This is a genomic window from Pseudonocardia sp. EC080619-01 (assembly GCF_001420995.1).
Classification (GTDB): Bacteria; Actinomycetota; Actinomycetes; order Mycobacteriales; family Pseudonocardiaceae; genus Pseudonocardia.
The window spans coordinates 448,325-468,810 of the sequence record NZ_CP012184.1 but is presented as its reverse complement, the minus strand read 5'-3'; the positions used below and the strand labels follow the sequence as shown (position 1 = coordinate 468,810).

Below are 20,486 nucleotides of genomic sequence, written 5' to 3'. Positions count from 1 at the left end.
GGGACGTCGGGAACAATCGCGCTGGTGCGGTATCTCGACGTCCCCGGGACCACCGGTACGCCGTGGTCGGTGATCGGCCTCGGCACCTGGCAGTTCGGCTCCACCGAGTGGGGCTACGGCGCGGACCTCGTCCGGGAGGCCGGGCGGATCGTCGCCCGCGCCCGCGAGCTCGGCATCACGGTGTTCGACACCGCCGAGATGTACGGCCTCGGGCGGAGCGAGCGGATCCTCGGTGACGCGCTGCGGGCCTCCGGCGGGACCGACGGCGTCGTCGTCGCCACGAAGTTCCTGCCGGTCCTGCCGCTGGGGCCGGTCCTGCAGCAGCGTGCGGTGGCGTCGGCGGCGCGGCTCGGGGTGTCCACCCTGGACCTCTACCAGATCCACAAGCCGCACCCGGTGCTCGGCGACGTCTCCGCGATGCGCGGGATGGCCGCGCTGCAGCGGATCGGCCTGGTGCGCGAGGCCGGGGTCTCGGCGTACTCGCTGGACCGCTGGCGGTCCGCGGAGGCCGCGCTCGGCGCCCCGGTGCTGTCCGACCAGGTGGAGTTCAGCCTGCTGCGCCGGGGACCCGCGGCCGACCGGGTGCCGCACGCGGCGTCGCACGGCCGGATCGTCATGGCCTACAGCCCGCTGGCGCAGGGCCTGCTCACCGGCCGCTACGACGGGACGCACCGGCCGTCGAACACGATCCGCCGCAACACCGCGTGGCTGCCGGACAACCTCGCGGCGCTGCGCCCGCTGCTCGACGCCCTGCGCGACGTCGCGTCGGCGCACGGCGCGACGCCCGCCCAGGTCGCGCTGGCGTGGGTGGTGCACCACCCGAACACGGTCGCGATCCCGGGGGCGTCGAGCGTCGCGCAGCTGGAGTCGAACGCGGCCGCCGCGGAGCTCGCGCTCACGGCGGGCGAGCACGCCGGGCTCACCGCCGCGGCCGAGCGGGTGCACCGGACCGTCGGGCCCCGCGCCTACCCGGCGCTGGCCCGGGACCTCGCCGGCCGGGGCCGCTGAGCCGCCGGTCTACCTCACCTGCTCGCGCAGGAACTGCACGGCACGGCCCCAGGCGATCCCGGCCTGCTCACGGTCGTAGGTGCCCATGAGGTTCTCGTCGTTGAAGAAGGCGTGGCCGGCCGGGTACTGGTGGAACTCGGGCTTCCGGCCGGACTCCCGCTCGATCCGCTCGGCGAGCTTCTCGACCGAGGCGGGGTCGGCCATCTGGTCGTCGCGGCCGAAGTGGCCCTGCACCGCGGCCGTCAGCTGCCCGAAGCTCGGGTAGTCCTCGCCCAGCACGCCGTAGAACGGCACGGCGGCACTCACCTTGTGCGGCTGCTGCGCGGCCAGGACCAGGACGAACCCGCCGCCCATGCAGAAGCCGATGCTGCCGACGGTCTCCGAGGTGACGGCGTCGTGGTCGAGCAGGAACTGCACGGCGCCGCCGAGGTCGGTCGCGGCCTGCTGCACGGGGAGTTCGCCCATCAGCGTCCCGGCCTCGTCGGAGTCGTGGGTGGTGCGGCCGCCGTAGAGGTCGGGGGCCAGTGCGACGAAGCCCTCGGCGGCCAGGCGGTCGGTCACGTCGACGATGTGGTCGGTCAGCCCCCACCACTCCTGGATCACGACGACGCCCGGCCCGGATCCCGACTCGGGCAGCTTCAGGTAGCCGTGCGCGGTGCCCGCGGCGGACGGGAAGGTCACGTTCTGTGCGGGGTTCTCATTGCTGTGTGCCACAGGCGCGATGACACCACGCCGCCACCGGTGCCGCGCGCCGGACCGGGACCGTTTCACGGTGTGACGCACGTCCGGGGAAAATCGTGAGCGTCGCAAACGATCGGGGTCTATCGTCTGCACCATGGTGGCGCCATCAGCACCCGCATCCCGGGCCGCACACGACGCGGCGGTGGACGAGATGCGCCGCGTCCGGTCCGCCGCGGGGCGGGTCCAGCTGGGCAAACCGTCGTCGAACCTGTTCCGGTTCGGGGACCGCGACACCGGCCGCGGCGCCCGCCGGCTCGACACCTCCGCGCTGGACGGCGTGCTGGCCGTCGACCCGGACGCCCGCACCGCCGAGGTCCAGGGCATGGCGACCTACGAGACGATCGTCGACGCGACGCTCGCCCACGGGCTGATGCCGCTCGTCGTCCCCCAGCTCAAGACGATCACCCTCGGCGGCGCCGTCACCGGGCTCGGGGTGGAGTCGACGTCGTTCCGGCACGGTCTGCCGCACGAGTCGGTGCGGGAGATGGACGTGCTCACCCCCGCCGGGGAGCTGCTGCACGTCACCCCCGACGGCGAGCACGCCGACCTGTTCGCGGCGTTCCCCAACTCCTACGGCACGCTCGGTTACGCGGTGCGCCTCGTCGTCGAGCTCCAACCCGTGCGTCCGTTCGTGAAGCTCACCCACCACCGCTACCCGACGGCCGGGCAGGCGACGGCCGCGATCGGCGAGCTCGCCGCGAGCGGTGTCGACTTCCTCGACGGTGTCGTGTTCGGCGCGGGGGAGCAGTACCTCACGACGGGCGAGTTCGTCGACGCCCCGATGCCGGGCGCGCGGATCTCCGACTACACCGGGCAGGAGGTCTTCTACCGGTCGCTGCAACGCCGCCCGGTCGACCACCTCACCGCGCACGACTACATCTGGCGCTGGGACCCGGACTGGTTCTGGTGCTCGCGTGCCTTCGGCGTCCAGCAGCCCCTGGTGCGCCGGTTCTGGCCGCGCCGCTACCGGCGCTCGGACGTCTACCGCAGGCTGGTCGCGCTCGACCAGCGCCACGGGGCGTCGAACCGGGTCCGTGAGGCTCTCGGCGGGACGGCCGAGGAGATGGTCGTCCAGGACGTCGAGATCCCGGTCGAGCGGCTCCCCGAGTTCCTCGAGTTCTTCCACCGCGAGATCGGGATCTCGCCGGTGTGGCTGTGCCCGCTGAAGCTGCGCGGTGACCGGTCGTGGCCGCTGTACCCGATGGAGCCGGGCCGGCTCTACGTCAACGTCGGGTTCTGGTCCTCGGTGCCCGAGAAGCCCGGCGACCCGTGGGCACACAACCGTCTGCTCGAGGCCGCGGTCGCGGACCTGGGCGGGCACAAGTCGTTGTACTCGACCGTGCACTACGGCGAGGACGAGTTCTGGGCGCACTACAACGGGGACGCCTACCGCGCGGTGAAGCGGCGGTACGACCCCGAGGGACGTGCGCCCGACCTGTACCGCAAGGTGACCGGCCGCTAGGACGTGGGGCCGGCGGCGCTACGAAGGGGAGGGTTCGGCGATGACGGGAGTGCTGGAACGACGGGCCGCGACGACGGAGCCGGTGGCCGGGATCCTGTCCCGGGTGCTGGGGTCGGCGCGGGACCTGCGGGTGGAGGCGTTCGACGGATCGCACACCGGTCCGGCCGACGCGCCGGTGACGCTGAGGGTCCGGTCGCCCCGGGCGATGGCACGGCTGGTGAGCGCGCCGGGGTCGCTCGGACTGGCCCGCGCGTACGTGACCGAGGAGATCGACGTCGAGGGTGACCTCTACACGGCGCTGCGCTCGATGGCCGAGGTGACGCTGCACTCGATCCCGCGCAAGGACCAGCTGTGGCTGGCGCGGCGACTGCTGCCGTACTGGCGGGAGCACCGGATGCCGCCGCCGGACCTCGAGGCGCGTCCGAAGGGGCTGCTGCACTCGAAGCGGCGGGACTCGCAGTCGATCTCGCACCACTACGACGTCTCGAACCGGTTCTACGAGTTCGTGCTCGGTCCGTCCATGACGTACACCTGTGCCGCCTACCCGGACGCCGACGCGTCCCTGGAGACCGCACAGGCGGCCAAGTACGAGCTGGTCGCGCAGAAGCTGGACCTGCAGCCGGGGACGCGCCTGCTCGACGTCGGCTGCGGCTGGGGCGGGATGGTCCGGCACGCCGCGAAGGAGCACGGTGTGCGCGCGCTGGGCGTCACGCTGTCGAAGGAACAGGCGGAGTGGGCGCAGGCCGAGATCGAGCGCCAGGGCCTCGGTGACCTCGCCGAGGTCCGGCACCTCGACTACCGCGACGTGCCGGACGGCATCTACGACGCGGTGTCCTCGATCGGCCTCACCGAGCACATCGGCAAGGCGAACCTGGACTCCTACTTCCAGGCGATGCAGGCCAAGCTGCGCCCCGGCGGCCGGATGCTGAACCACTGCATCACCCAGCCGTTCAAGCCCGACCACCGCCACACCGACCCGTTCATCCACCGCTACGTCTTCCCGGACGGCGAGCTGGAGCCGGTCGGCACGCTGGTCACGGCGATGAACGAGGCCGGGTTCGAGATCCGGCACGAGGAGAACCTGCGCGAGCACTACGCGATGACGCTGCGGGACTGGGGCACCAACCTGGAGCGCAACTGGACCGACGCCGTCGCCGAGGTCGGTGTCGGCCGGGCGCGGGTGTGGCGGCTCTACATGGCCGCCTGCCGGCTCGGGTTCGAGCTCAACAACATCCAGCTCCACCAGGTGCTGGGCGTGAAGCTGAACGACGACAAGAGCGCCGGCTTCCCGCTGCGCGGGTACTAGGCGGCTCCGCCGCTCGTGAGTGGATCCTTCGGTCCGGACCGAACGATCCACTCACGAGCGCGCCAGCGCCTCCCGGGCCGCCGCGACGGCCTGCCCGCCGTAGCCGCCGCCGAACAGGACGGCGTGCACGAGCAGCGGGAACAGCTGGTGCAGCGGGATCCGGTCGCGCCACCCGCCGGCGAGCGGGGCGGTCTCGTCGTAGGCGCCGAGCAGTGTGTCCAGGTGCGGGAGCCCGAACAGGTCCAGCATCGCCAGGTCGGACTCGCGGTGCCCGCCGTGCGCGGCCGGGTCGATCAGCCGGGCGTCGCCGTCGGCGGCCCACAGCACGTTGCCCGACCACAGGTCACCGTGCAGCCGGGCGGGCGGCTCGTCCGGCCCGGCGAGGTCGCCGATCCGCTCGCAGACCTGCTCGACGGTCGCGGCGCCCGCCGGGTCGACGACGCCGCGGTCGCGCGCGGTACGCAGGTAGGGGAGCACCCGATCGGCGGCCAACCAGTCGCCCCACGGGCCGTCGTGCGGGGTGTTGCGCATGCCGGTGTGCCCGATCCACGCCTGCTCCGGGCCACCGGGCGGTGCCGCGCCGAACGCGGCGGCGCCGGCGGCGTGCAGGGCGGCGAGCCGGCGGCCGAGCCGGGCGGCGGCGCCGGCCGACGGGCGGCCCGCCGGGACGAACCCGGTGACCAGCAGCGTGTCGTCGTGGCCGAACACCGGTGGGACGGCCGGTCCGCCCGGCACGTCGAGCCAGCGCAGCCCCGCCGCCTCCGCGGCGATCGACCCGGGGTCGCCCGCCCCGTCCTTCACGACGACGGCGCCCGCCCCGTCCAGGTCGAACCGCGGCGGGTGCCCGCCGAGCCCGGCGACGACCGTGCGGCCGGTGAGCCGCTCGACGTCGGCAGGTCTCACGCGTGGCGCTTGACGTGCTCGACGAGGCCGGGCAGGGCGGCCGCGAGCATCTCGTAGACCTCGCCGAAGCCGTCCGGGCCGCCGTAGTACGGGTCGGGGACCTCGGCGCCGTCGGGTGCGTCCGGGTCGAACGAGCGGAGGAGCCGCACCCGCTTCGGGTCCGGCACCGACCGCTGCAGGGACCGCAGGTGCCCGGAGTCCAGGGCGATCAGCAGGTCCGCGGACAGGGTCTCGGAGTCGACCTGGCGGGCGCTGTGTGCGGTGTCGTAGCCGTGCCCGGCCAGCACCTCGGCCGCACGCTCGTCCATCGGCTGCCCGATGTGCCAGTGCCCGGTGCCCGCGCTGCCGACCCGGACGCGGTCGGACAGGCCGATCGCCTCGACCTCGCCGGCGAGCATCTTCTCCGCGATCGGCGACCGGCAGATGTTTCCGGTACAGACGAACACGACGTTCACGTTGATTCCTCCCGGGGAGCGCGGGCACGGACGTCGACGCTGACGGCGGACATTGTCGGCCATTGTCGCCGATCCGGCAGTGCCGCGGCCCACCCCCCGCCCCGGTCGGGTGGTGCGGGAAGGCGCCCGGGGCCCGCCGTAGGGTGACCGGATGTCGTTCGATCAGCTCCCGGGCGGTCACGGTCCCGGCGAGCCGGGTGCGCACGACCTGCGGCACCACGGCGACGCCGAGGCCACCGACGGACTCGTCGACTTCGCGGTCAACGTGCTCTCCGACGGCCCGCCGACGTGGCTGCGCGACCGCCTCGTCGCGACCCTCGACGGGCTCGGCCGGTACCCGCGCGCCGACCACGACGCCCGTGCCCGCGCCACCGCGGGCGCCCGGCACGGCCGCGCCGCCGACCACGTCCTGCCGCTGGCCGGCAGCGCGGAGGGGTTCGCACTGCTCCCGGCCCTGCAGCCGCGGCTGGCGGCCGTCCTCCACCCCGGTTTCACCGAGCCCGAGGCGGCGCTGCGGGCGGCCGGGGTGCCCGTCGTCCGGGTGCTCACCGACCCGGCGGCCGGGCACGTCCTGGAGCCGCGGGACGTCCCCGACGAGGCCGATCTCGTCGTCGTCGGGAACCCGACCAACCCGACCGGCGTGCTGCATCCCGCCGACGACGTCCGCGCCCTCGCCCGGCCGGGGCGGGTGCTGCTGGTCGACGAGGCGTTCGCCGACGCCGTCCCCGGGGAACCGGAGGCCCTCGCCGGTGACGCCGAGACGCCCGGGCTACTGGTGTTCCGCTCGCTGACCAAGACGTGGGCGCTGGCCGGTCTGCGCGCCGGGTACGCGCTCGGCGACCCCGCCCTGCTGGCGCGGCTCGCGGCGCCGCGCCCGCCCTGGCCGGTCTCCACCCCCGCGCTGGAGGCGATCGTCGCCTGCTGCGAGCCGGACGCGCTGTCCGCCGCCGACCAGAAGGCCCGCGAGGTCGCCGCGCACCGGGTGGCGATGACGGCGGCGCTGTCCGGGATCGAGGGCGTCGCCGTGCACCCGGGCCATGCCCCGTACCTGCTGCTCCACCTCCCCGACGGCACCGGCCACGACGTGCGGCGGCTGCTGCGCGAGGCCGGGATCGCCGTCCGCCGAGGGGACACCTTCCCCGGTCTCGGCCCCGACCACGTCCGGGTGGCGGTGCGCCCGCCCGAGACCGCGCACCGGCTGGCCGAGGAGCTCGGTGCGGCGCTGCGGACCCTGGCGGTGACCGCGTGAGCGCCCGCCTGCAGGACGTGATCGATGCGCTCGAGGCCGCCTACCCGCCGGCGTCCGCGATGGAGTGGGACGCCGTCGGGCTCGTCTGCGGCGACCCGGCCGAGGAGGTGTCCTCGGTGCTGTTCGCCGTGGACCCGACCCCCGAGACCGTCGACGAGGCGATCGACGGCGGCGCGCAGCTGCTGGTCACCCACCATCCGCTGCTGCTGCGCGGGGTGCACGGCGTCGGCGCCGACACCCCGAAGGGTGCCCTGCTGCACCGGCTGATCCGGGCCGGGGTCGGGCTGTTCACCGCGCATACCAACGCCGACGTCGCCGACCCCGGTGTGTCCGACGCGCTCGCCGGCGCGCTGGGCCTGCAGGTCGAGGGCCCGCTGGAGCCCGATCCCGCGCCGGCTCTGGACAAGATCGTCACGTTCGTGCCGGTCGGCCCGGCGATCGCGCAGGTGCACGCGGCGCTGTCCGCCGCCGGAGCGGGCAACGTCGGCAACTACTCGCACTGCTCGTTCGCCACCGCGGGCACCGGCCAGTTCCTCCCGCTCGACGGCGCCGTCCCGGCGGTCGGCACGGTCGGCAAGCTGGAGCGGGTCGCGGAGACCCGGCTGGAGATGGTGCTGCCGCGCGCCCGCCGGCGCGCCGTCGTCGAGGCGCTGCGGGCCACCCACCCCTACGAGGAACCGGCGTTCGACCTGCTGGAGATGGCCCCGCTGCCGTCGGCGCGGGGGCTCGGGCGGATCGGGTCGCTGCCCGCGGCGGAGCCGTTCGCCGCCTTCACCGAGCGGGTCGCCCGCGCCCTGCCCGCCACGGCGTGGGGCGTGCGCGGGGCCGGTGACCCGGACCGTCCCGTGCAGCGGGTCGCGGTGTGCGGCGGCTCCGGCGACTCGGCGCTGGGCACCGCCGCCCGCACCGGCGCCGACGCCTACGTCACCGCCGACCTGCGCCACCACCCGGCGTCCGAGCACACGCTGTCCGGGACCGGACCGGGCGGTCCGGTGCCGGCCCTGGTCGACGTCGCGCACTGGGCCTCGGAGTGGCCCTGGTGCGGGCAGGCGGCCGGGATCGTCCGCTCCGCGCTCGGCGGTAGCGTCGCGGTCACGGTGTCCCGGCGGCGCACGGATCCATGGACGACAGCAGCGACTTCGGAGGCGAGTTCATCATGAAGGCCGATCCCACCGCGCAGGCGACACTGCTGCAGCTCGCCGAGGTGGACGCCGAGATCGGCCGACTGGCCCACCGGCGGAAGAACCTTCCCGAGCTCCAGCAGCTCGCCGACGCCGAGCAGCGGGTGCGGGACGCCCGCGACGCCGTCGTGCGGGCCGAGACCCGCGCCGGTGACCTGGACCGGGACATCGCCCGGCTGGAGCGTGACGTCGAGGGCGTCCGCGCCCGCACCGAGAAGGACAAGGCACTGCTCGCCGGATCCGGGATCGGCGCCAAGCAGGCCACCGAGCTGCAGCACGAGCTCGACACCCTCGCGCGCCGGCAGGGCACCCTCGAGGAGGAACAGCTCGGGATCATGGAGGAGCGCGAGGCCGTCGGCGTCGAGCTCGACCACGGCAGCGCCGAGCTCGCCACCGCCGAGGAGGCGGTCACCGAGGTGACCGGCCGCCGGGACACCGCCGAGGCCGACATCGACGCCTCCCGCGGCGGCCGCGACCGGGCCCGGACCGAGCTGGTCGGCGCGCTGCCGGAGGACCTGCTGGCCGACTACGAGCGGATCCGGTCGTCCGGCCGGGTCGCCGCAGGCGGGTTGAGCGAGTCGCGGTGCGGCGCCTGCCGCCTGGAGCTGGACCGCACGTTCCTGACCCAGGTCCGGGGCCGGCCCGCCGACGACGTCGTCCACTGCGAGGAGTGCGGCGCGATCCTGGTGCGTGGCCGGTGAAGCTGGTCGTCGAGGCGGACGGCGGATCCCGCGGCAACCCCGGCCCGGCCGGCTACGGCGCCGTGGTGCTCGACGCGGGCGGCACCCAGGTGCTCGCGGAGGTGTACGACGGCCTCGGTATCGCCACCAACAACGTCGCCGAGTACCGCGGGCTCATCGCCGGGCTCACCGCCGCGCGGGAGCTGGGCGCCACCGAGGTCGACGCCCGGCTGGACTCCAAGCTCGTCGTCGAGCAGATGAGCGGGCGCTGGAAGATCAAGAACACGGCGTTGCAGGAGCTCGCCGACACGGCCCGGGACCAGGCGGCCGGCTTCGACGCGGTGACCTTCACCTGGATCCCGCGCGCCGACAACGCCCGCGCCGACGCGCTCGCGAACCGGGCCATGGACGGGGAGTCGAGCCCGGCGCTCGACCCGTCGGCCGCGGCCGGACCCGCCCGCAAGCCGGCGACCGCGCCCACCGAGACCTCCGAGGTCGCGGGCCCGGCGTCGGCCGCGGCCGCCTGGACCGGGCAGGTCGGGACGCCGGTGCGGATGATCCTGCTCCGCCACGGCCAGACCGCGCTGTCGATCGAGCGCCGCTACTCCGGGCACGGCGACCCGGAGCTGACCGAGGCCGGGCAGGTACAGGCCGCCGCCGCGGCCCGCGCACTCGCGACGCGGCTGAAGAAGCAGGGCGTCGTCCCGGCCGCGGTGCTGTCCTCGCCGCTGCGCCGTGCCCGGCAGACCGCCGCCGCCGTCGCGGAGGCCACCGGCGCCGAGCTGGAGGTCCGCGACGCGCTGATCGAGACCGACTTCGGCGGGTGGGAGGGGCTCACCTTCCGCGAGGCCCGCGAGCGCGACCCGGACCTGCACGGGCGCTGGCTCGGCTCGGCCGAGGTCGAACCGCCCGGCGGCGAGAGCTTCCGCGCGGTGGGGGAGCGGGTCGGTGCCGAACGACGACGGATCGTGGACGGCTTCCCCGGCGCGACCGTGATCGTGGTCAGCCACGTGACGCCGATCAAGATGCTGCTGCGCGAGGCGCTCGGCGCCGGCGACGAGGTGCTCTACCGGATGCACCTGGACCTGGCCTGCACCAGCGTCGCCGACTTCTACCCGGACGGCGGGGCGTCGGTGCGGCTCGTCAACGACACGTCGTACCTGGACTGAGCGCGACGTTCCGCGGGGCTTGATCGATCATGCCCTGACCCGAACGGGCGGTGTCGGCTGCGCACCGTTGTCGGGCATCCCCGGGCGGGCGATGATCGGTGCGCACCGTACGGGGTGGTTGGCGTACGGAGCGTGATGAACGGTCTCGGTGTCGCGGGGAACGGAGAGACACGATGTCGGCTGGTGCGCTGTCGCACGAACACGACTACGGCTACGACCTGGCCCACGAGATGAAGGTGATCGCCCGGTTGCCCCAGCAGCGCCGGGGCACGACCCGCCCGATCGGCCGGCCGGCCCGCGAGCCGGACCCGGACACCGACCTCGGCCACGACATGGCCCACGAGTTCTGACCCACCGACACCCGACGGCCCCGCCCGGTCACTGAACCCGGCGGGGCCGTCGCACGTCCGGCCCCGGCGGCCGCTGCACCCGTCGCCGCAGACGCTCCGGACCGCCGCACCGGTGCTGGGCTGTTGCTCTGCGCCTCGGCTGCCGCCTCGTGCCAGAGCTGCCGCACCCCGTGTCGGTCTGCCGCACCCCACGCGGCGGGTGCGGCGGACCGGAACGGGGTGCGGCGCTCGGTGCGGTGGCTTCTGTACGAGCTGTGGCGCCGCCTCGATCGCCCGTGCGTCGCCGCGTCTGTTGCCGCACGCTCCGGATTGCCGCACCCCTTCACTCGTTCCAGCACCGGCTCGCGTTGCGCCGCACCCCACGCGGCGGGTGCGGCAGACCGCGACGGGGTGCGACGGATGGCGACGGGGCGCGGCGCAATGCCGCCGAGCCGCGCCGCGCCGAGCTGCGCCGAGCCGCACCGCCTCCGCACGAGCGATCCCCGTCGCACGACGGAGCCCGGCCCCGCCAGGAACCGCCCGCCTACGCTCACCTCTTCCGGCGGTGCTCGCGCGATCAGGTGAGCGAACTCGGATCCGGTGAGCGTCGAGGGGCGTGAGGCCGGGGCCCCCGGGTCAGCCGGCGAGGGTCAGGGACGCCCACAGGGCGAGGGTCGCGGCGAACAGGCCGAGGGGGACCGTGACCGCTCCCAGTGCCGCGAACGTCGTGAACCGGGGCGGGTCGCCGCACCCCGCGGCGATGCGGCGCCACAGCAGCGTCGCCAGCGACCCGGCGTAGGTCAGGTTCGGCCCGATGTTCACCCCGAGCAGCACGGCCAGCACCAGGCCGGTGGACGGTGCGGGTCCGAGCGCGGCGAGCAGGACGAGTGTCGCCGGCAGGTTGTTCACGACGTTCGCCAGCACTGCGGCGATCGCGGCGGTCAGCAGGAGCCCCGCCAGGTCGGGGGTGTCCGGGAGCAGCCCGCCGAGCCACCCGGCGAGTCCCTGCCCGGACACGCCGGCCACCACGACACCCAGCGCGAGCACGAACAGGCAGAACCCGGGCGACGCCGCGGCGACCAGCCGGAACGGTCCCGTCTCGCGCCGGACGAGCGCCCGCACCGCCAGCACCGCCGCCCCGGCCGCGGCGATCCACCCCGGCTCGATCCCGGCAGCGGAGGAGGCGCCGAACCCGGCGAGGGTCAGGGCGAGGACGCCCAGCGCGAACCGCGGCGCCCGTCCGGATCCGGCGCAGGCCCGGTCGCCACCGGACCCGAACCTGGATCCGGAATCCGGCCCGGCCCGGCCCCCGGAAGCGGATCCGGCCCCGGACCCGGACCCGGGAGCCGATCCGGTCTCGGGCATGGATCCGGCGTCGGGGACTGATCCGGCCTCGGGACCGGACCCGGCCCCGGGAACCCCGGACCCGGACCCGGCCCCGGCCCCGGCGGCGGGAACCCCGGACCCGGCCCCGGGAACCCCGGACCCGGGAACGGCGGGAGCAGGCAGCAGATCCCGCGTGAAGTACCACCGCAGCACCAGGTACTCGACGACGATCACCGCCACCCAGGGCGCCGCCATCAGCCCGGCGAACCCCAGGAACCCCAGACCCGACGCCGAGAACGCCAGGAGGTTCGTCAGGTTCGACACCGGCAGCAGCCCGGACGCCGAGTTCGACAGGTGCACGCAGGCGTACGAGTGCGGCCGCGACGCCCAGCCCCGCCGCGCCGCCGTCGCGAGCACCACGGGCGTGAGCAGGACGACGGTCGCGTCCAGGCTGAGCACCGCCGTCGTCCCGGCCGCGACGGCGAAGACCAGGACCAGCAGGCGTCGCGGGGATCCGTCGGAGGCGGCGCCCAGCCGGTCGCCGACCCACCGGAAGACGCCCTCGGCGTCGGCGAGGTGTCCCAGCAGCAGGATCGCGGAGAGGAACCCGACGGTCGGCGCGAGCTCGGCGATCTCGGCCCACGCCGCGGCCGGCGTCAGCAGCCCCGCGACGACGGTGAGGACCGCGGCCGGCGCGGCGAGCACGATCTCGGGCAGCCCGAACGGCCGCACCGTGGCGGCGACGAGCACGACGGCGAGCAGCGCGACCGCCAGGAGAAGGCTCACGGCGGGATCCTCACTGCAGGAACAGGGCCACGCCGACGGCGAGCCCGAGCACGACGACCGCCCACCGCAGGAGCGTCTCCGGCATCCGCCGCGCGACGAGCGCGCCGAGGTAGCCGCCCACCAGCGTCGTCGGCGCCAGCAGCGCCACCGCGAGCCAGTCCACCGGAGCGCCGAGCGCGAACACCGCCACCGTGACCGTCGCGACGACCAGCGACAGCACACCCTTGAGCGCGTTGAGCCTGCGCAGCTCGTCGTGCGCGAACAGGGCCAGCGCCGAGATCAGGACGACGCCGAGCGCGCCCCCGAAGTAGCCGCCGTAGATCGCGGCGAGGAACACCGCCACCGTCAGCGCCGTCGTGCGGTCCCGGCCGGCGTCGGCCGGATCACCGATCCAGCGTTTCAGCCGGGGGCCCACCGCCATCGTCAGCGCGGCCAGGATCACGAGCACCGGCACGACGGCGTCGAACACCGCCGTCGGCAGCACCAGCAGCAACGCGCAGCCGACCCCGGAGCCGAGCGCGGCCGCCACGGCGGTCCCGGCGATCCGCCGGCCCTGCCCGGGCAGCTCCTGGCGCGAGCCGAGCACGAGACCGGCGTAGCCCGGCCACTGCGCGACCGAGTTCGTGACGTTCGCGGCCAGCGGCGGGAAGCCGACCGCGAGCAGCGCGGGGAACACCAGCAGCGACCCGCCGCCCGCGACGGCGTTGACCGCCCCCGCGAGCAGCCCGGCCACGAGCAGGAAGGCGAGCGCCCACGGCTGCGAGAGGTCGATCACGTCGGCGACGGTAGCCCCCGGGAGCCGTCCCGCCATCCGGACGTCCGGTTCGCCCGTCGCGGGGTCCCGGTGCGAAGGTGCCGGAGTGGGTGCGATGCAACGGGTCCAGCAGGTCGGCGACGTCGTGGGCCGGTGGTTCCCGATCATCGTCCTGATCGCCGGGGCGGTCGCGCTCGCGGTCCCCGGCGTGTTCGACGGCTGGAGCGCCGCCGTCCCGTGGCTGCTCGCGGTGATCATGCTGGGGATGGGCATGACACTGCGCCCGGCCGACTTCGGCTACATCCTCCGGCGGCCCGTGGCCTTCGCGATCGGACTGTGCGCCCAGTACGTCGTGATGCCGGCGCTCGGCTGGGCGCTGACCGTGCTCGTCGCCCTCCCGCCGGAGATCGCGGTCGGCGTGATCCTGGTGGCCTGCGCGCCGGGCGGTACGGCGTCGAACGTCATGGTCTACCTGGCCCGGGGTGACGTCGCGCTGTCGGTGGCGATGACGTCGGTGTCCACGCTGGTCGCGCCCCTCGTGACGCCGCTGCTGGTGCTGCTGCTCGCCGGCCGGTTCCTGCCGGTGTCACCCGGCGAGATGTTCCTCTCGATCGTGCAGGTCGTCCTGGTGCCGGTGGTGCTCGGCTTCCTGCTGCGCCGGTTCGCGGGCGGGATCGTCGACCGGGTGACGCCCGCGCTGCCGCTGGTCTCGGTCGCCGGGATCACCGCGGTCGTGCTCGCCGTCGTCGCCGGGTCGGCCGACGCGCTGATCGCGGCCGGGCTGGTGATCGTCGGCGTGGTCGTCGTGCACAACGTCGCCGGGCTCGCGCTCGGCTACGGGGTGGCCCGCGCGGTCCGGCTGGACCGGGCCGCCTGCCGGGCGGTGTCGATCGAGGTGGGGATGCAGAACTCGGGGCTCGCCGCGACGCTCGGCACCCTGCACTTCGGTCCCGCCGCGGCCCTGCCCGCTGCGGTGTTCTCGGTGTGGCACAACGTCTCCGGCTCGGTGCTCGCCGGGTGGTGGTCGCGCAGGCCGACGCGTGCCGAGGAGCTGGAGACCTCCGGCTGAGCGGCCGGGCCCGTCCTGCGACGCACGGGCCCGGCCGCGAGGTGCCGTGGTGTCAGTGGCGCAGGCCGGCCTCCTTCAACAGCGGCATCACGCGCTCGCCGAAGTACTTGAGCTCTTCGTTGTAGTCGATCAGGCCGAAGATCATGCCCTCCATGCCCGCCTCGTTGAGCCTGCCGAGCTCCTCGGTGACCTGCTCCGGGGTGCCGACGATCGGGTAGCCGCCCCAGCCGGCGATGAAGCGCTCCTGCATCCTCGTGGCGGCGTGGTCGAACGACTGGCTCGCGCCCGAGGTGGCCATCTTGATGACGTTCCCGGCGGCACCCCAGTCGCCCTCGTCGACGACCTGCTGGAAGGCCCGCTTCGCCTCCTCCTCCGTGTCCCGGCAGACGACGAGGCCGTAGGTCATGGCCTTGATGTCACGCTGGTACTCCTCACGGGCCTTGGCCCGCAGCGCGTCGGTGTAGGATCGGATGTTCTCCAGGGTGTCCAGCGAGGCGAAGTTGATGTCGACGTTGCGGGCGGAGAACTCGATGCCCGACGCGGAGTTCCCCGCGTTGAGCAGGGCGGGACGGGGTGCCTGGTGCGGCTTCGGGTAGGCCTCGATCAGCTCGCCGTCGAAGAACTCGGTGTGGACGTCGAAGGTGCCCTCCTCGCTCCACAGCCGGTTCGCGAAGTCCAGCCAGTCCTGGCCGAACGCGTAGCGCTGGTCGTGCTCGCGCTGCTCGGAGCCGAACATCTCCATCTCCGGCGCCACCCAGCCCATGACCAGGTTCAGCGCGAACCGGCCGCCCGAGATGTGGTCGATGGTGGTGGCGGCCTTCGCGGCGACGATCGGGTGCACCGTCGGCAGGTGCGACGTCGACGCCACGCAGATCCGCTCGGTGGCCTCGGCCAGTCCGGCGGCCCAGGCGTAGGTCTCGAAGCAGTTGCCGTTGAAGTTCGTCGAGCCCCCGAAGCCCTTCCAGCGCGCGACCGGGACGAGCACGTCGAACCCGAGTGCGTCGGCCCGCTGCGCGATCTCCTTCGTGTGCGCCCAGGTGATCTCGTAGGTGCTCGGGGCGTGGCTCATGATCAGGCCGTAGGAGCAGTTGGTGCCGAACAGCCCCAGCTTCATCTTCTGGTCCCCGAACAACGGGTTGGTCTGCACGCGGTCGACCAGCGGCCGGGTCTCCTCCGGAGGGCGCGGGTCGGTCGGGTCGAGGCCGAGGCGGTCGTTGGCGGTGACGGTCACGGGTGTCTCCTTCGAGAGGGGGTGTGCGGGGGAGGGAGCTCGTCAGCCGAGCTGGAAGGGGTCGCGGGTGCCGCCGGTCAGCTCGACGAACACGGACTTGTCCTCCGTGTACTCGTGGACCGCCTCGACGCCGTTCTCGCGGCCGATGCCGCTGGCACCGAACCCGCCGAAGGGCATGTTCGGGGCGATCACGCGGTAGGCGTTGATCCACACCGTGCCGGCACGGAGCCTGGCCGCGACCCGGTGCGCGCGGTGCACGTCCTTGGTCCACACGGCTCCGGCCAGGCCGTAGGGGGTGTCGTTGGCCAGCGCGAGGGCCTCGTCCTCGTCGGTGAAGGTGTAGGCCGCCAGCACCGGGCCGAACACCTCCTCGCGGACGACGGTGTTCTCCGGTGTCACACCGGTGACCACGGTCGGCCGCACGAACAGCCCGCCGCGTTCCGCGTCCGGCCCGCCACCACAGGCGAAGGCGGCGCCCTCGTCGGCGGCGCCCCGCAGGTAGCCGAGCACCTTCTCGTACTGGGGGCGGTTGGCGACCGGCCCCATCTCGGTCGCGGCGTCGGTGGGGTCGCCGAGCACGATCGCGTCGGCCCGCTCGGCGACCTTCTCGACCAGCGCGTCGTGGACGTCGGCGTGGACGATCAGGCGGGACCCGGCCATGCAGGTCTGGCCGGTGGCCGCGAACACGCCGGCGACCAGGCCGTTCGCGGCGGCGTCGAGGTCGGCGTCCGGGAACACGACCTGCGGGGACTTGCCGCCCAGCTCCAGGGTGACCCGGTTGACGTTGCGGGCGGCCGCCTCGGCGACCTTGACGCCGGTGCCGGTGGATCCGGTGAAGGCGACCTTGTCGATCCCCGGGTGGTTCGCCAGCGCCTCGCCGCAGGCGCGGTCCCAGCCGGTCACGACGTTCAGCACACCGGCCGGCAGCCCGGCCTCGTGCAGCACCTCGGCGAACGCGACGGTCGAGGCGGGGGAGTGCTCGGACGGCTTGACCACCATCGTGCAGCCGGCCGCGAGCGCGGGGGCCAGCTTGAAGGTGAGCAGCAGCAGCGGGGAGTTCCACGGGGTGATCGCGCCGACCACCCCGACCGGCTCCCGGAGGGTGTAGCCGAAGTAGTTCGGGTTCACCGGCGGGACGGTCCGGCCCTCGATCTTGTCGGCCAGCCCGGAGAAGTAGTAGTACCACTGCGGCAGGCTCTGGAGCTGCCCGCGCATCTCGCGCAGCAGCTTCCCGGAGTCGTTCACCTCCAGGCGGGCCAGCCGCTCGGCGTTCGCCGCGATCGCGTCGCCGCACCGGCGCAGGACCGCGGCCCTGGCGAAGCCCGTCATGGCGCCCCACTCCCCGTCCAGTGCCGCCCGCGCCGCCGCGACCGCCTCGTCGACGTCGTCCGGGCCGCCGTCGGCGAGCTGCGCCCACGGCGCTCCGGTGTACGGGTTCTGCGACTCGAACGTGCGTCCCGACCGCGCGCCGACGGACTTCCCGCCGACGAACAGCCCGAACTCGTCCAGGGATGTCGTCATCGACCTCTCCTCACGGGTCCCGGTGATCTCGATGCGGCAGGACGCTAGGGAGCGCCGGGGTGGGGTCGATATCCGCGGACGGCGGCCGCCGAGCCGATCCGTGCACACCGCGACGGCGCAGCGCGGTCCGGCGGAACGGCGCACTCAGCGGATGGCGGACCGCGCGCAACGGCTGGTAGCCGGTGTGGCGCCGGACCTAGGCTGCGCGCAGGACGCGACGGCACGAGGAGGTGTCGAGACGGATGCAGTCCCGCCCCGGCCCCGGGCCCGCACCCGGGAGCGCACTGCTGACCCGGTACCCGGTCCTCGGCACCCACAGCCTGGAACACGCCCGCGAGGCGGTCGCCCGGGTCTACCTCGAGCACGACCTCACCGCGCCGGACGACCGGGTCGCGATGACCCTGAACGCCACCACCGACCGCGTGTTCACGGTCGGCTACCTGACCTACGAGTCCCCGGCGAAGCTGGTCATGCCACCGACCGAGGACAACTACCACGTCAATCTCACGATCGCGGGCCACACCGCCGCCCAGCGCAGCGACGGCGAGCGGGCCTGTACGGCGGCGCGGGCGTCGGGCGTGGTGCTGCTGCCCGACCGCACCAACACCGTCCGCTGGTCCCCGGACGCCGAGCAGCTGATCCTGAAGATCCCGCGCACGAGCCTGGAGATCCACCTGAGCGAGCAGCTCAACCGTCCGGTGCACGAGATCGTCGACTTCGACTACGGGATCGACCTGACGACACCGGCGGGGCGGACCCTTCTCGCGTCGGTCGAGTTCCTGGCCCGTGAGCTCGACCGGCCCGGCGGTCTGGCCGACATGCCGGTCGCGCGGGAGCAGCTCGAGGCGTTCGTGATGACGCAGCTGCTGCACGCCGGGCGGCACCGGTACGCCGACGCGCTCGCGGCCCCCGCCGACCCCGTCCGGTCCGGGCGGCTCGGGCCGGTCGTCGAGTACATGGAGCAGCACGCCGACACCCCGCTCACCCCGCAGGAGCTGGCCCGGGTCGGCTGCATGAGCGTGCGCACCCTGCACTCGGCGTTCCAGCAGGAGCTGGGCGAGTCACCGATGGGGCACCTCCGCCGGATCCGGCTGGACCGGGTGCGGGCGGAGCTGCTGCGCTGCGACCCCGCGACGGTGCGGGTCACCGACGTGGCCCTGCGGTGGGGCTTCTTCCACCAGAGCCGGTTCGCCCAGCAGTACCGGGACCGGTTCGGCGAGCTCCCGCGGGACACCCTGCGCGGCTAGCTCCCCGCGATCCCGTAGCCGCCCCGGTGGAACAGCAGCGGCCGCCGGTCCGGGTCCGCGTCGAGCGCGCCCACCCGGCCGACGACGATCGTGTGGTCGCCGCCGGGGAACTCGTCGTCGAGGGTGCAGTCGATCCAGGCGGCGACGCCGTCGAGGAGCGGGGCCCCGGACGGTGCGCACGTCCAGGAGACACCGGCGAACTTGTCGGTCCCGGAACGGGCGAACGCGGAGCTGAGCCCGTCGTGCTCCTCGGCGAGGACGTTCACGCAGAACCGGCCGGCCTCCCGGATCCGCGGCCAGGTCGACGACGTCCGCGCCGGGGAGAAGGAGACCAGCGGCGGGTCCAGGGACAGCGAACCGAAGGACTGGCAGGTGAAGCCGGCCGGGCCGTCGGGGGTGATCGCCGTGACGACCACGAGGCCGGACGCGAAGTGGCCCAGCACGGTACGCATGCGGGCAGGGTCGATGACGGCACCGTCGCTCATGGACCCGACGCTAGGAGGCGGCAGCGGCGGCCGATATCCGCGGACGGTGGCCCGGCAGCCGCACAGTGAAGAGGTGCACGCGCCGGCACGCGGCCGATCCCGCCGGGGGCTCGTAGCCTGGGGGCATGACGGCAGCCACGGAGATCGCGTTCGAGAACACCTTCGTCCGCGACCTGGAGGGCCTGTACCTCGCCTGGAACGCGGCCCCCGCCCCGGACCCGCGGGCGGTGCTGGTCAACGACGCGCTGGCCCGCGAGCTGGGGCTCGACCCGGACGTCCTGCGCACGGACGCCGGGCTCGGGCTGCTCACCGGCACCTCGGTCCCGGAGTCCGCGACGACGGTCGCCCAGGCCTACGCCGGCCACCAGTTCGGCAACTACTCGCCGCGGCTCGGCGACGGCCGCGCGCTGCTGCTCGGCGAGCTCGTCACCCCGGACGGGCAGCGCCGCGACCTGCACCTCAAGGGCTCCGGGCGGACGCCGTTCGCCCGCGGCGGCGACGGCCGGGCTCCGCTCGGGCCGATGCTGCGCGAGTACCTGGTGTCGGAGGCGATGCACGCGCTCGGCGTGCCCTCCACCCGGTCGCTCGCCGTCGTCGCGACCGGTGAGCACGTGATGCGCGACCGCGGGCCCGAGCCCGGCGCGGTCCTGGCCCGGACGGCGTCGAGCCACCTGCGGGTCGGCACGTTCCAGTTCGCCGCGGCCACCGGCGAGGTCGACGTCCTGCGCCGGCTCGCCGACCACGCGATCGCCCGGCACCACCCGTCCGTCGCCGGGACCGAGGCCCCCTACCTGGAGCTCTACCGCCGCGTCGTCGACGCGCAGGCCCGGCTCGTCGCGCAGTGGATGCACCTCGGGTTCGTGCACGGTGTCATGAACACCGACAACATGACGATCTCCGGGGAGACGATCGACTACGGCCCCTGCGCGTTTCTCGACGCCCACGACCCGGCGGCCGTCTACAGCTCGATCGACTCCGGCGGCCGCTACGCCTACGGCAACCAGCCCGGCGTCGCCCAGTGGAACCTGGCCCGCTTCGGCGAGTCGCTGATCCCGCTGCTCGACGACGACCAGGACGAGGCGATCCGGCAGGCCACCGAGGTCCTGCAGGGCTTCGCCGACCGTTACCACGACGCCCGCGACCGCGGGTACGCGGCGAAGATCGGGCTGCCCGCTCCCGGCCCGCTGCTGACCGACCTCGCCGCGCTCCTGGCCGAGGAGAAGCCGGACCACACGCTCTTCTTCCGGCGGCTGGGCGCCGCGGCCCGCGGCGACGAGGGCCCGCTCCGCGAGCTCTTCGACGACCCGTCGGCCCCGTCGGCCTGGCTGGAGTCCTGGCGGGCAGCCGGTCCCGACCCGGACGCGATGGACCGGGTCAACCCGGTCTACGTCCCCCGCAACCACCTCGTCGAGGCGGCGCTGGAGGCGGCCGTGCGCGACGACGACCTCGAGCCGTTGCAGTGGCTGCTGCAGGTGCTCGCCCACCCGTTCGACGAGCGCGAGGGCTACGAGCGGTTCGCGCAGCCGGCCGGACCGGACGCCCCGCGGTTCGTCACGTTCTGCGGGACGTGACGCCGGCGGTTCA

19 protein-coding genes are annotated in these 20,486 nt (G+C 74.3%); 11 read left to right on the top strand and 8 right to left on the bottom strand.

What is annotated here, in order from left to right; translation table 11 throughout:
* Positions 1-24: 24 nt before the first annotated feature.
* On the top strand, positions 25-1,008 hold the full coding sequence (locus tag AD017_RS02135; RefSeq protein ID WP_060572552.1) for an aldo/keto reductase: 984 nt from the start codon (positions 25-27) through the stop codon (positions 1,006-1,008).
* A gap of 9 nt (positions 1,009-1,017) precedes the next feature.
* Here the strand turns inward: AD017_RS02135 and AD017_RS02130 are convergent, their stop codons facing one another.
* The gene (locus AD017_RS02130) at positions 1,018-1,722 is read right to left on the bottom strand and encodes a dienelactone hydrolase family protein (RefSeq protein ID WP_060572550.1); all 705 of its coding nucleotides are present in this window, start codon (positions 1,720-1,722) and stop codon (positions 1,018-1,020) included.
* A 121-nt stretch (positions 1,723-1,843) separates the two neighbouring features.
* On the opposite strand from AD017_RS02130, the gene AD017_RS02125 reads away from it, so the two are divergent.
* Positions 1,844-3,211: an FAD-binding oxidoreductase gene (locus AD017_RS02125; RefSeq protein WP_060572548.1), complete on the top strand. Its 1,368-nt coding sequence runs from the start codon at positions 1,844-1,846 to the stop codon at positions 3,209-3,211.
* 40 nt (positions 3,212-3,251) lie between these two features.
* Positions 3,252-4,517 (top strand): cyclopropane-fatty-acyl-phospholipid synthase family protein, encoded by a 1,266-nt coding sequence (locus AD017_RS02120; RefSeq protein ID WP_060572546.1) that lies wholly within the window; start codon positions 3,252-3,254, stop codon positions 4,515-4,517.
* 51 nt (positions 4,518-4,568) lie between these two features.
* Here the strand turns inward: AD017_RS02120 and AD017_RS02115 are convergent, their stop codons facing one another.
* Together AD017_RS02115 and AD017_RS02110 are read right to left on the bottom strand one after the other, a co-directional pair.
* A complete protein-coding gene (locus AD017_RS02115; RefSeq protein WP_060572544.1) occupies positions 4,569-5,420 on the bottom strand; it encodes a fructosamine kinase family protein in 852 nt (283 codons plus the stop codon).
* Positions 5,417-5,818, bottom strand: a complete 402-nt coding sequence (locus tag AD017_RS02110) for a low molecular weight protein-tyrosine-phosphatase (protein WP_238592054.1) — start codon at positions 5,816-5,818, stop codon at positions 5,417-5,419. Before AD017_RS02110 ends, AD017_RS02115 begins: the two co-directional genes overlap by 4 nt.
* Before the next feature lie 208 nt (positions 5,819-6,026).
* Here AD017_RS02110 and cobC point away from each other — a divergent pair, with 208 nt between their 5' ends.
* The 5 genes from cobC (at position 6,027) to AD017_RS35125 (ending at position 10,504) form a co-directional block, all read left to right on the top strand.
* Positions 6,027-7,124 carry an Rv2231c family pyridoxal phosphate-dependent protein CobC gene (gene cobC, locus AD017_RS02105; RefSeq protein WP_060572541.1) on the top strand — a complete coding sequence of 366 codons (1,098 nt, stop codon included), beginning with the start codon at positions 6,027-6,029 and terminating at the stop codon, positions 7,122-7,124.
* A 59-nt stretch (positions 7,125-7,183) separates the two neighbouring features.
* A complete protein-coding gene (locus AD017_RS02100; protein ID WP_238592052.1) occupies positions 7,184-8,284 on the top strand; it encodes a Nif3-like dinuclear metal center hexameric protein in 1,101 nt (366 codons plus the stop codon).
* The gene (locus AD017_RS02095; RefSeq protein WP_010227173.1) at positions 8,245-9,006 is read left to right on the top strand and encodes a zinc ribbon domain-containing protein; all 762 of its coding nucleotides are present in this window, start codon (positions 8,245-8,247) and stop codon (positions 9,004-9,006) included. The genes AD017_RS02100 and AD017_RS02095 overlap by 40 nt, the downstream gene beginning before the upstream one ends.
* A gap of 2 nt (positions 9,007-9,008) precedes the next feature.
* Positions 9,009-10,154 carry a bifunctional RNase H/acid phosphatase gene (locus tag AD017_RS02090; protein WP_202969016.1) on the top strand — a complete coding sequence of 382 codons (1,146 nt, stop codon included), beginning with the start codon at positions 9,009-9,011 and terminating at the stop codon, positions 10,152-10,154.
* A gap of 173 nt (positions 10,155-10,327) precedes the next feature.
* Positions 10,328-10,504, top strand: a complete 177-nt coding sequence (locus AD017_RS35125; protein WP_010227176.1) for a hypothetical protein — start codon at positions 10,328-10,330, stop codon at positions 10,502-10,504.
* A gap of 615 nt (positions 10,505-11,119) precedes the next feature.
* Here the strand turns inward: AD017_RS35125 and AD017_RS02085 are convergent.
* Together AD017_RS02085 and AD017_RS02080 are read right to left on the bottom strand one after the other, a co-directional pair.
* A complete protein-coding gene (locus tag AD017_RS02085) occupies positions 11,120-12,595 on the bottom strand; it encodes an SLC13 family permease (RefSeq protein ID WP_060572536.1) in 1,476 nt (491 codons plus the stop codon).
* Between the two features lie 10 nt (positions 12,596-12,605).
* Positions 12,606-13,370, bottom strand: a complete 765-nt coding sequence (locus AD017_RS02080) for a sulfite exporter TauE/SafE family protein (protein WP_227012637.1) — start codon at positions 13,368-13,370, stop codon at positions 12,606-12,608.
* Positions 13,371-13,464: 94 nt separating this feature from the next.
* Here AD017_RS02080 and AD017_RS02075 point away from each other — a divergent pair, with 94 nt between their 5' ends.
* Positions 13,465-14,418 carry a bile acid:sodium symporter family protein gene (locus tag AD017_RS02075; protein WP_033199109.1) on the top strand — a complete coding sequence of 318 codons (954 nt, stop codon included), beginning with the start codon at positions 13,465-13,467 and terminating at the stop codon, positions 14,416-14,418.
* 52 nt (positions 14,419-14,470) lie between these two features.
* On the opposite strand, the gene AD017_RS02070 is transcribed toward AD017_RS02075, so the two are convergent.
* Both AD017_RS02070 and AD017_RS02065 read right to left on the bottom strand, forming a co-directional pair.
* Positions 14,471-15,649, bottom strand: a complete 1,179-nt coding sequence (locus AD017_RS02070; protein WP_060572534.1) for an LLM class flavin-dependent oxidoreductase — start codon at positions 15,647-15,649, stop codon at positions 14,471-14,473.
* Between the two features lie 42 nt (positions 15,650-15,691).
* Positions 15,692-17,170 carry an aldehyde dehydrogenase gene (locus tag AD017_RS02065; protein WP_060572532.1) on the bottom strand — a complete coding sequence of 493 codons (1,479 nt, stop codon included), beginning with the start codon at positions 17,168-17,170 and terminating at the stop codon, positions 15,692-15,694.
* A gap of 242 nt (positions 17,171-17,412) precedes the next feature.
* On the opposite strand from AD017_RS02065, the gene AD017_RS02060 reads away from it, so the two are divergent.
* On the top strand, positions 17,413-18,417 hold the full coding sequence (locus AD017_RS02060; protein ID WP_060572530.1) for an AraC family transcriptional regulator: 1,005 nt from the start codon (positions 17,413-17,415) through the stop codon (positions 18,415-18,417).
* On the opposite strand, the gene AD017_RS02055 is transcribed toward AD017_RS02060, so the two are convergent.
* Entirely contained in the window at positions 18,414-18,902 is a 489-nt protein-coding gene (locus AD017_RS02055; protein WP_010227190.1) for a flavin reductase family protein, read from the bottom strand. The genes AD017_RS02060 and AD017_RS02055 overlap by 4 nt on opposite strands.
* Positions 18,903-19,027: 125 nt before the next feature.
* On the opposite strand from AD017_RS02055, the gene AD017_RS02050 reads away from it, so the two are divergent.
* Positions 19,028-20,473 carry a YdiU family protein gene (locus tag AD017_RS02050; protein ID WP_010227192.1) on the top strand — a complete coding sequence of 482 codons (1,446 nt, stop codon included), beginning with the start codon at positions 19,028-19,030 and terminating at the stop codon, positions 20,471-20,473.
* Positions 20,474-20,486 lie beyond the last annotated feature (13 nt).

Bases quoted from the DNA above. Each gene is read 5' to 3' on its own strand.
- AD017_RS02095 (WP_010227173.1), top strand. From the start codon at position 8,245: ATGGACGACAGCAGCGACTTCGGAGGCGAGTTCATCATGAAGGCCGAT.
- AD017_RS35125 (WP_010227176.1), top strand. From the start codon at position 10,328: ATGTCGGCTGGTGCGCTGTCGCACGAACACGACTACGGCTACGACCTG.
- AD017_RS02050 (WP_010227192.1), top strand. From the start codon at position 19,028: ATGACGGCAGCCACGGAGATCGCGTTCGAGAACACCTTCGTCCGCGAC.
- AD017_RS02125 (WP_060572548.1), top strand. From the start codon at position 1,844: ATGGTGGCGCCATCAGCACCCGCATCCCGGGCCGCACACGACGCGGCG.
- AD017_RS02055 (WP_010227190.1), bottom strand. From the start codon at position 18,902: ATGAGCGACGGTGCCGTCATCGACCCTGCCCGCATGCGTACCGTGCTG.
- AD017_RS02110 (WP_238592054.1), bottom strand. From the start codon at position 5,818: ATGCTCGCCGGCGAGGTCGAGGCGATCGGCCTGTCCGACCGCGTCCGG.
- AD017_RS02120 (WP_060572546.1), top strand. From the start codon at position 3,252: ATGACGGGAGTGCTGGAACGACGGGCCGCGACGACGGAGCCGGTGGCC.
- AD017_RS02060 (WP_060572530.1), top strand. From the start codon at position 17,413: ATGCAGTCCCGCCCCGGCCCCGGGCCCGCACCCGGGAGCGCACTGCTG.
- AD017_RS02075 (WP_033199109.1), top strand. From the start codon at position 13,465: ATGCAACGGGTCCAGCAGGTCGGCGACGTCGTGGGCCGGTGGTTCCCG.
- AD017_RS02100 (WP_238592052.1), top strand. From the start codon at position 7,184: ATGGAGTGGGACGCCGTCGGGCTCGTCTGCGGCGACCCGGCCGAGGAG.
- AD017_RS02065 (WP_060572532.1), bottom strand. From the start codon at position 17,170: ATGACGACATCCCTGGACGAGTTCGGGCTGTTCGTCGGCGGGAAGTCC.
- cobC (WP_060572541.1), top strand. From the start codon at position 6,027: ATGTCGTTCGATCAGCTCCCGGGCGGTCACGGTCCCGGCGAGCCGGGT.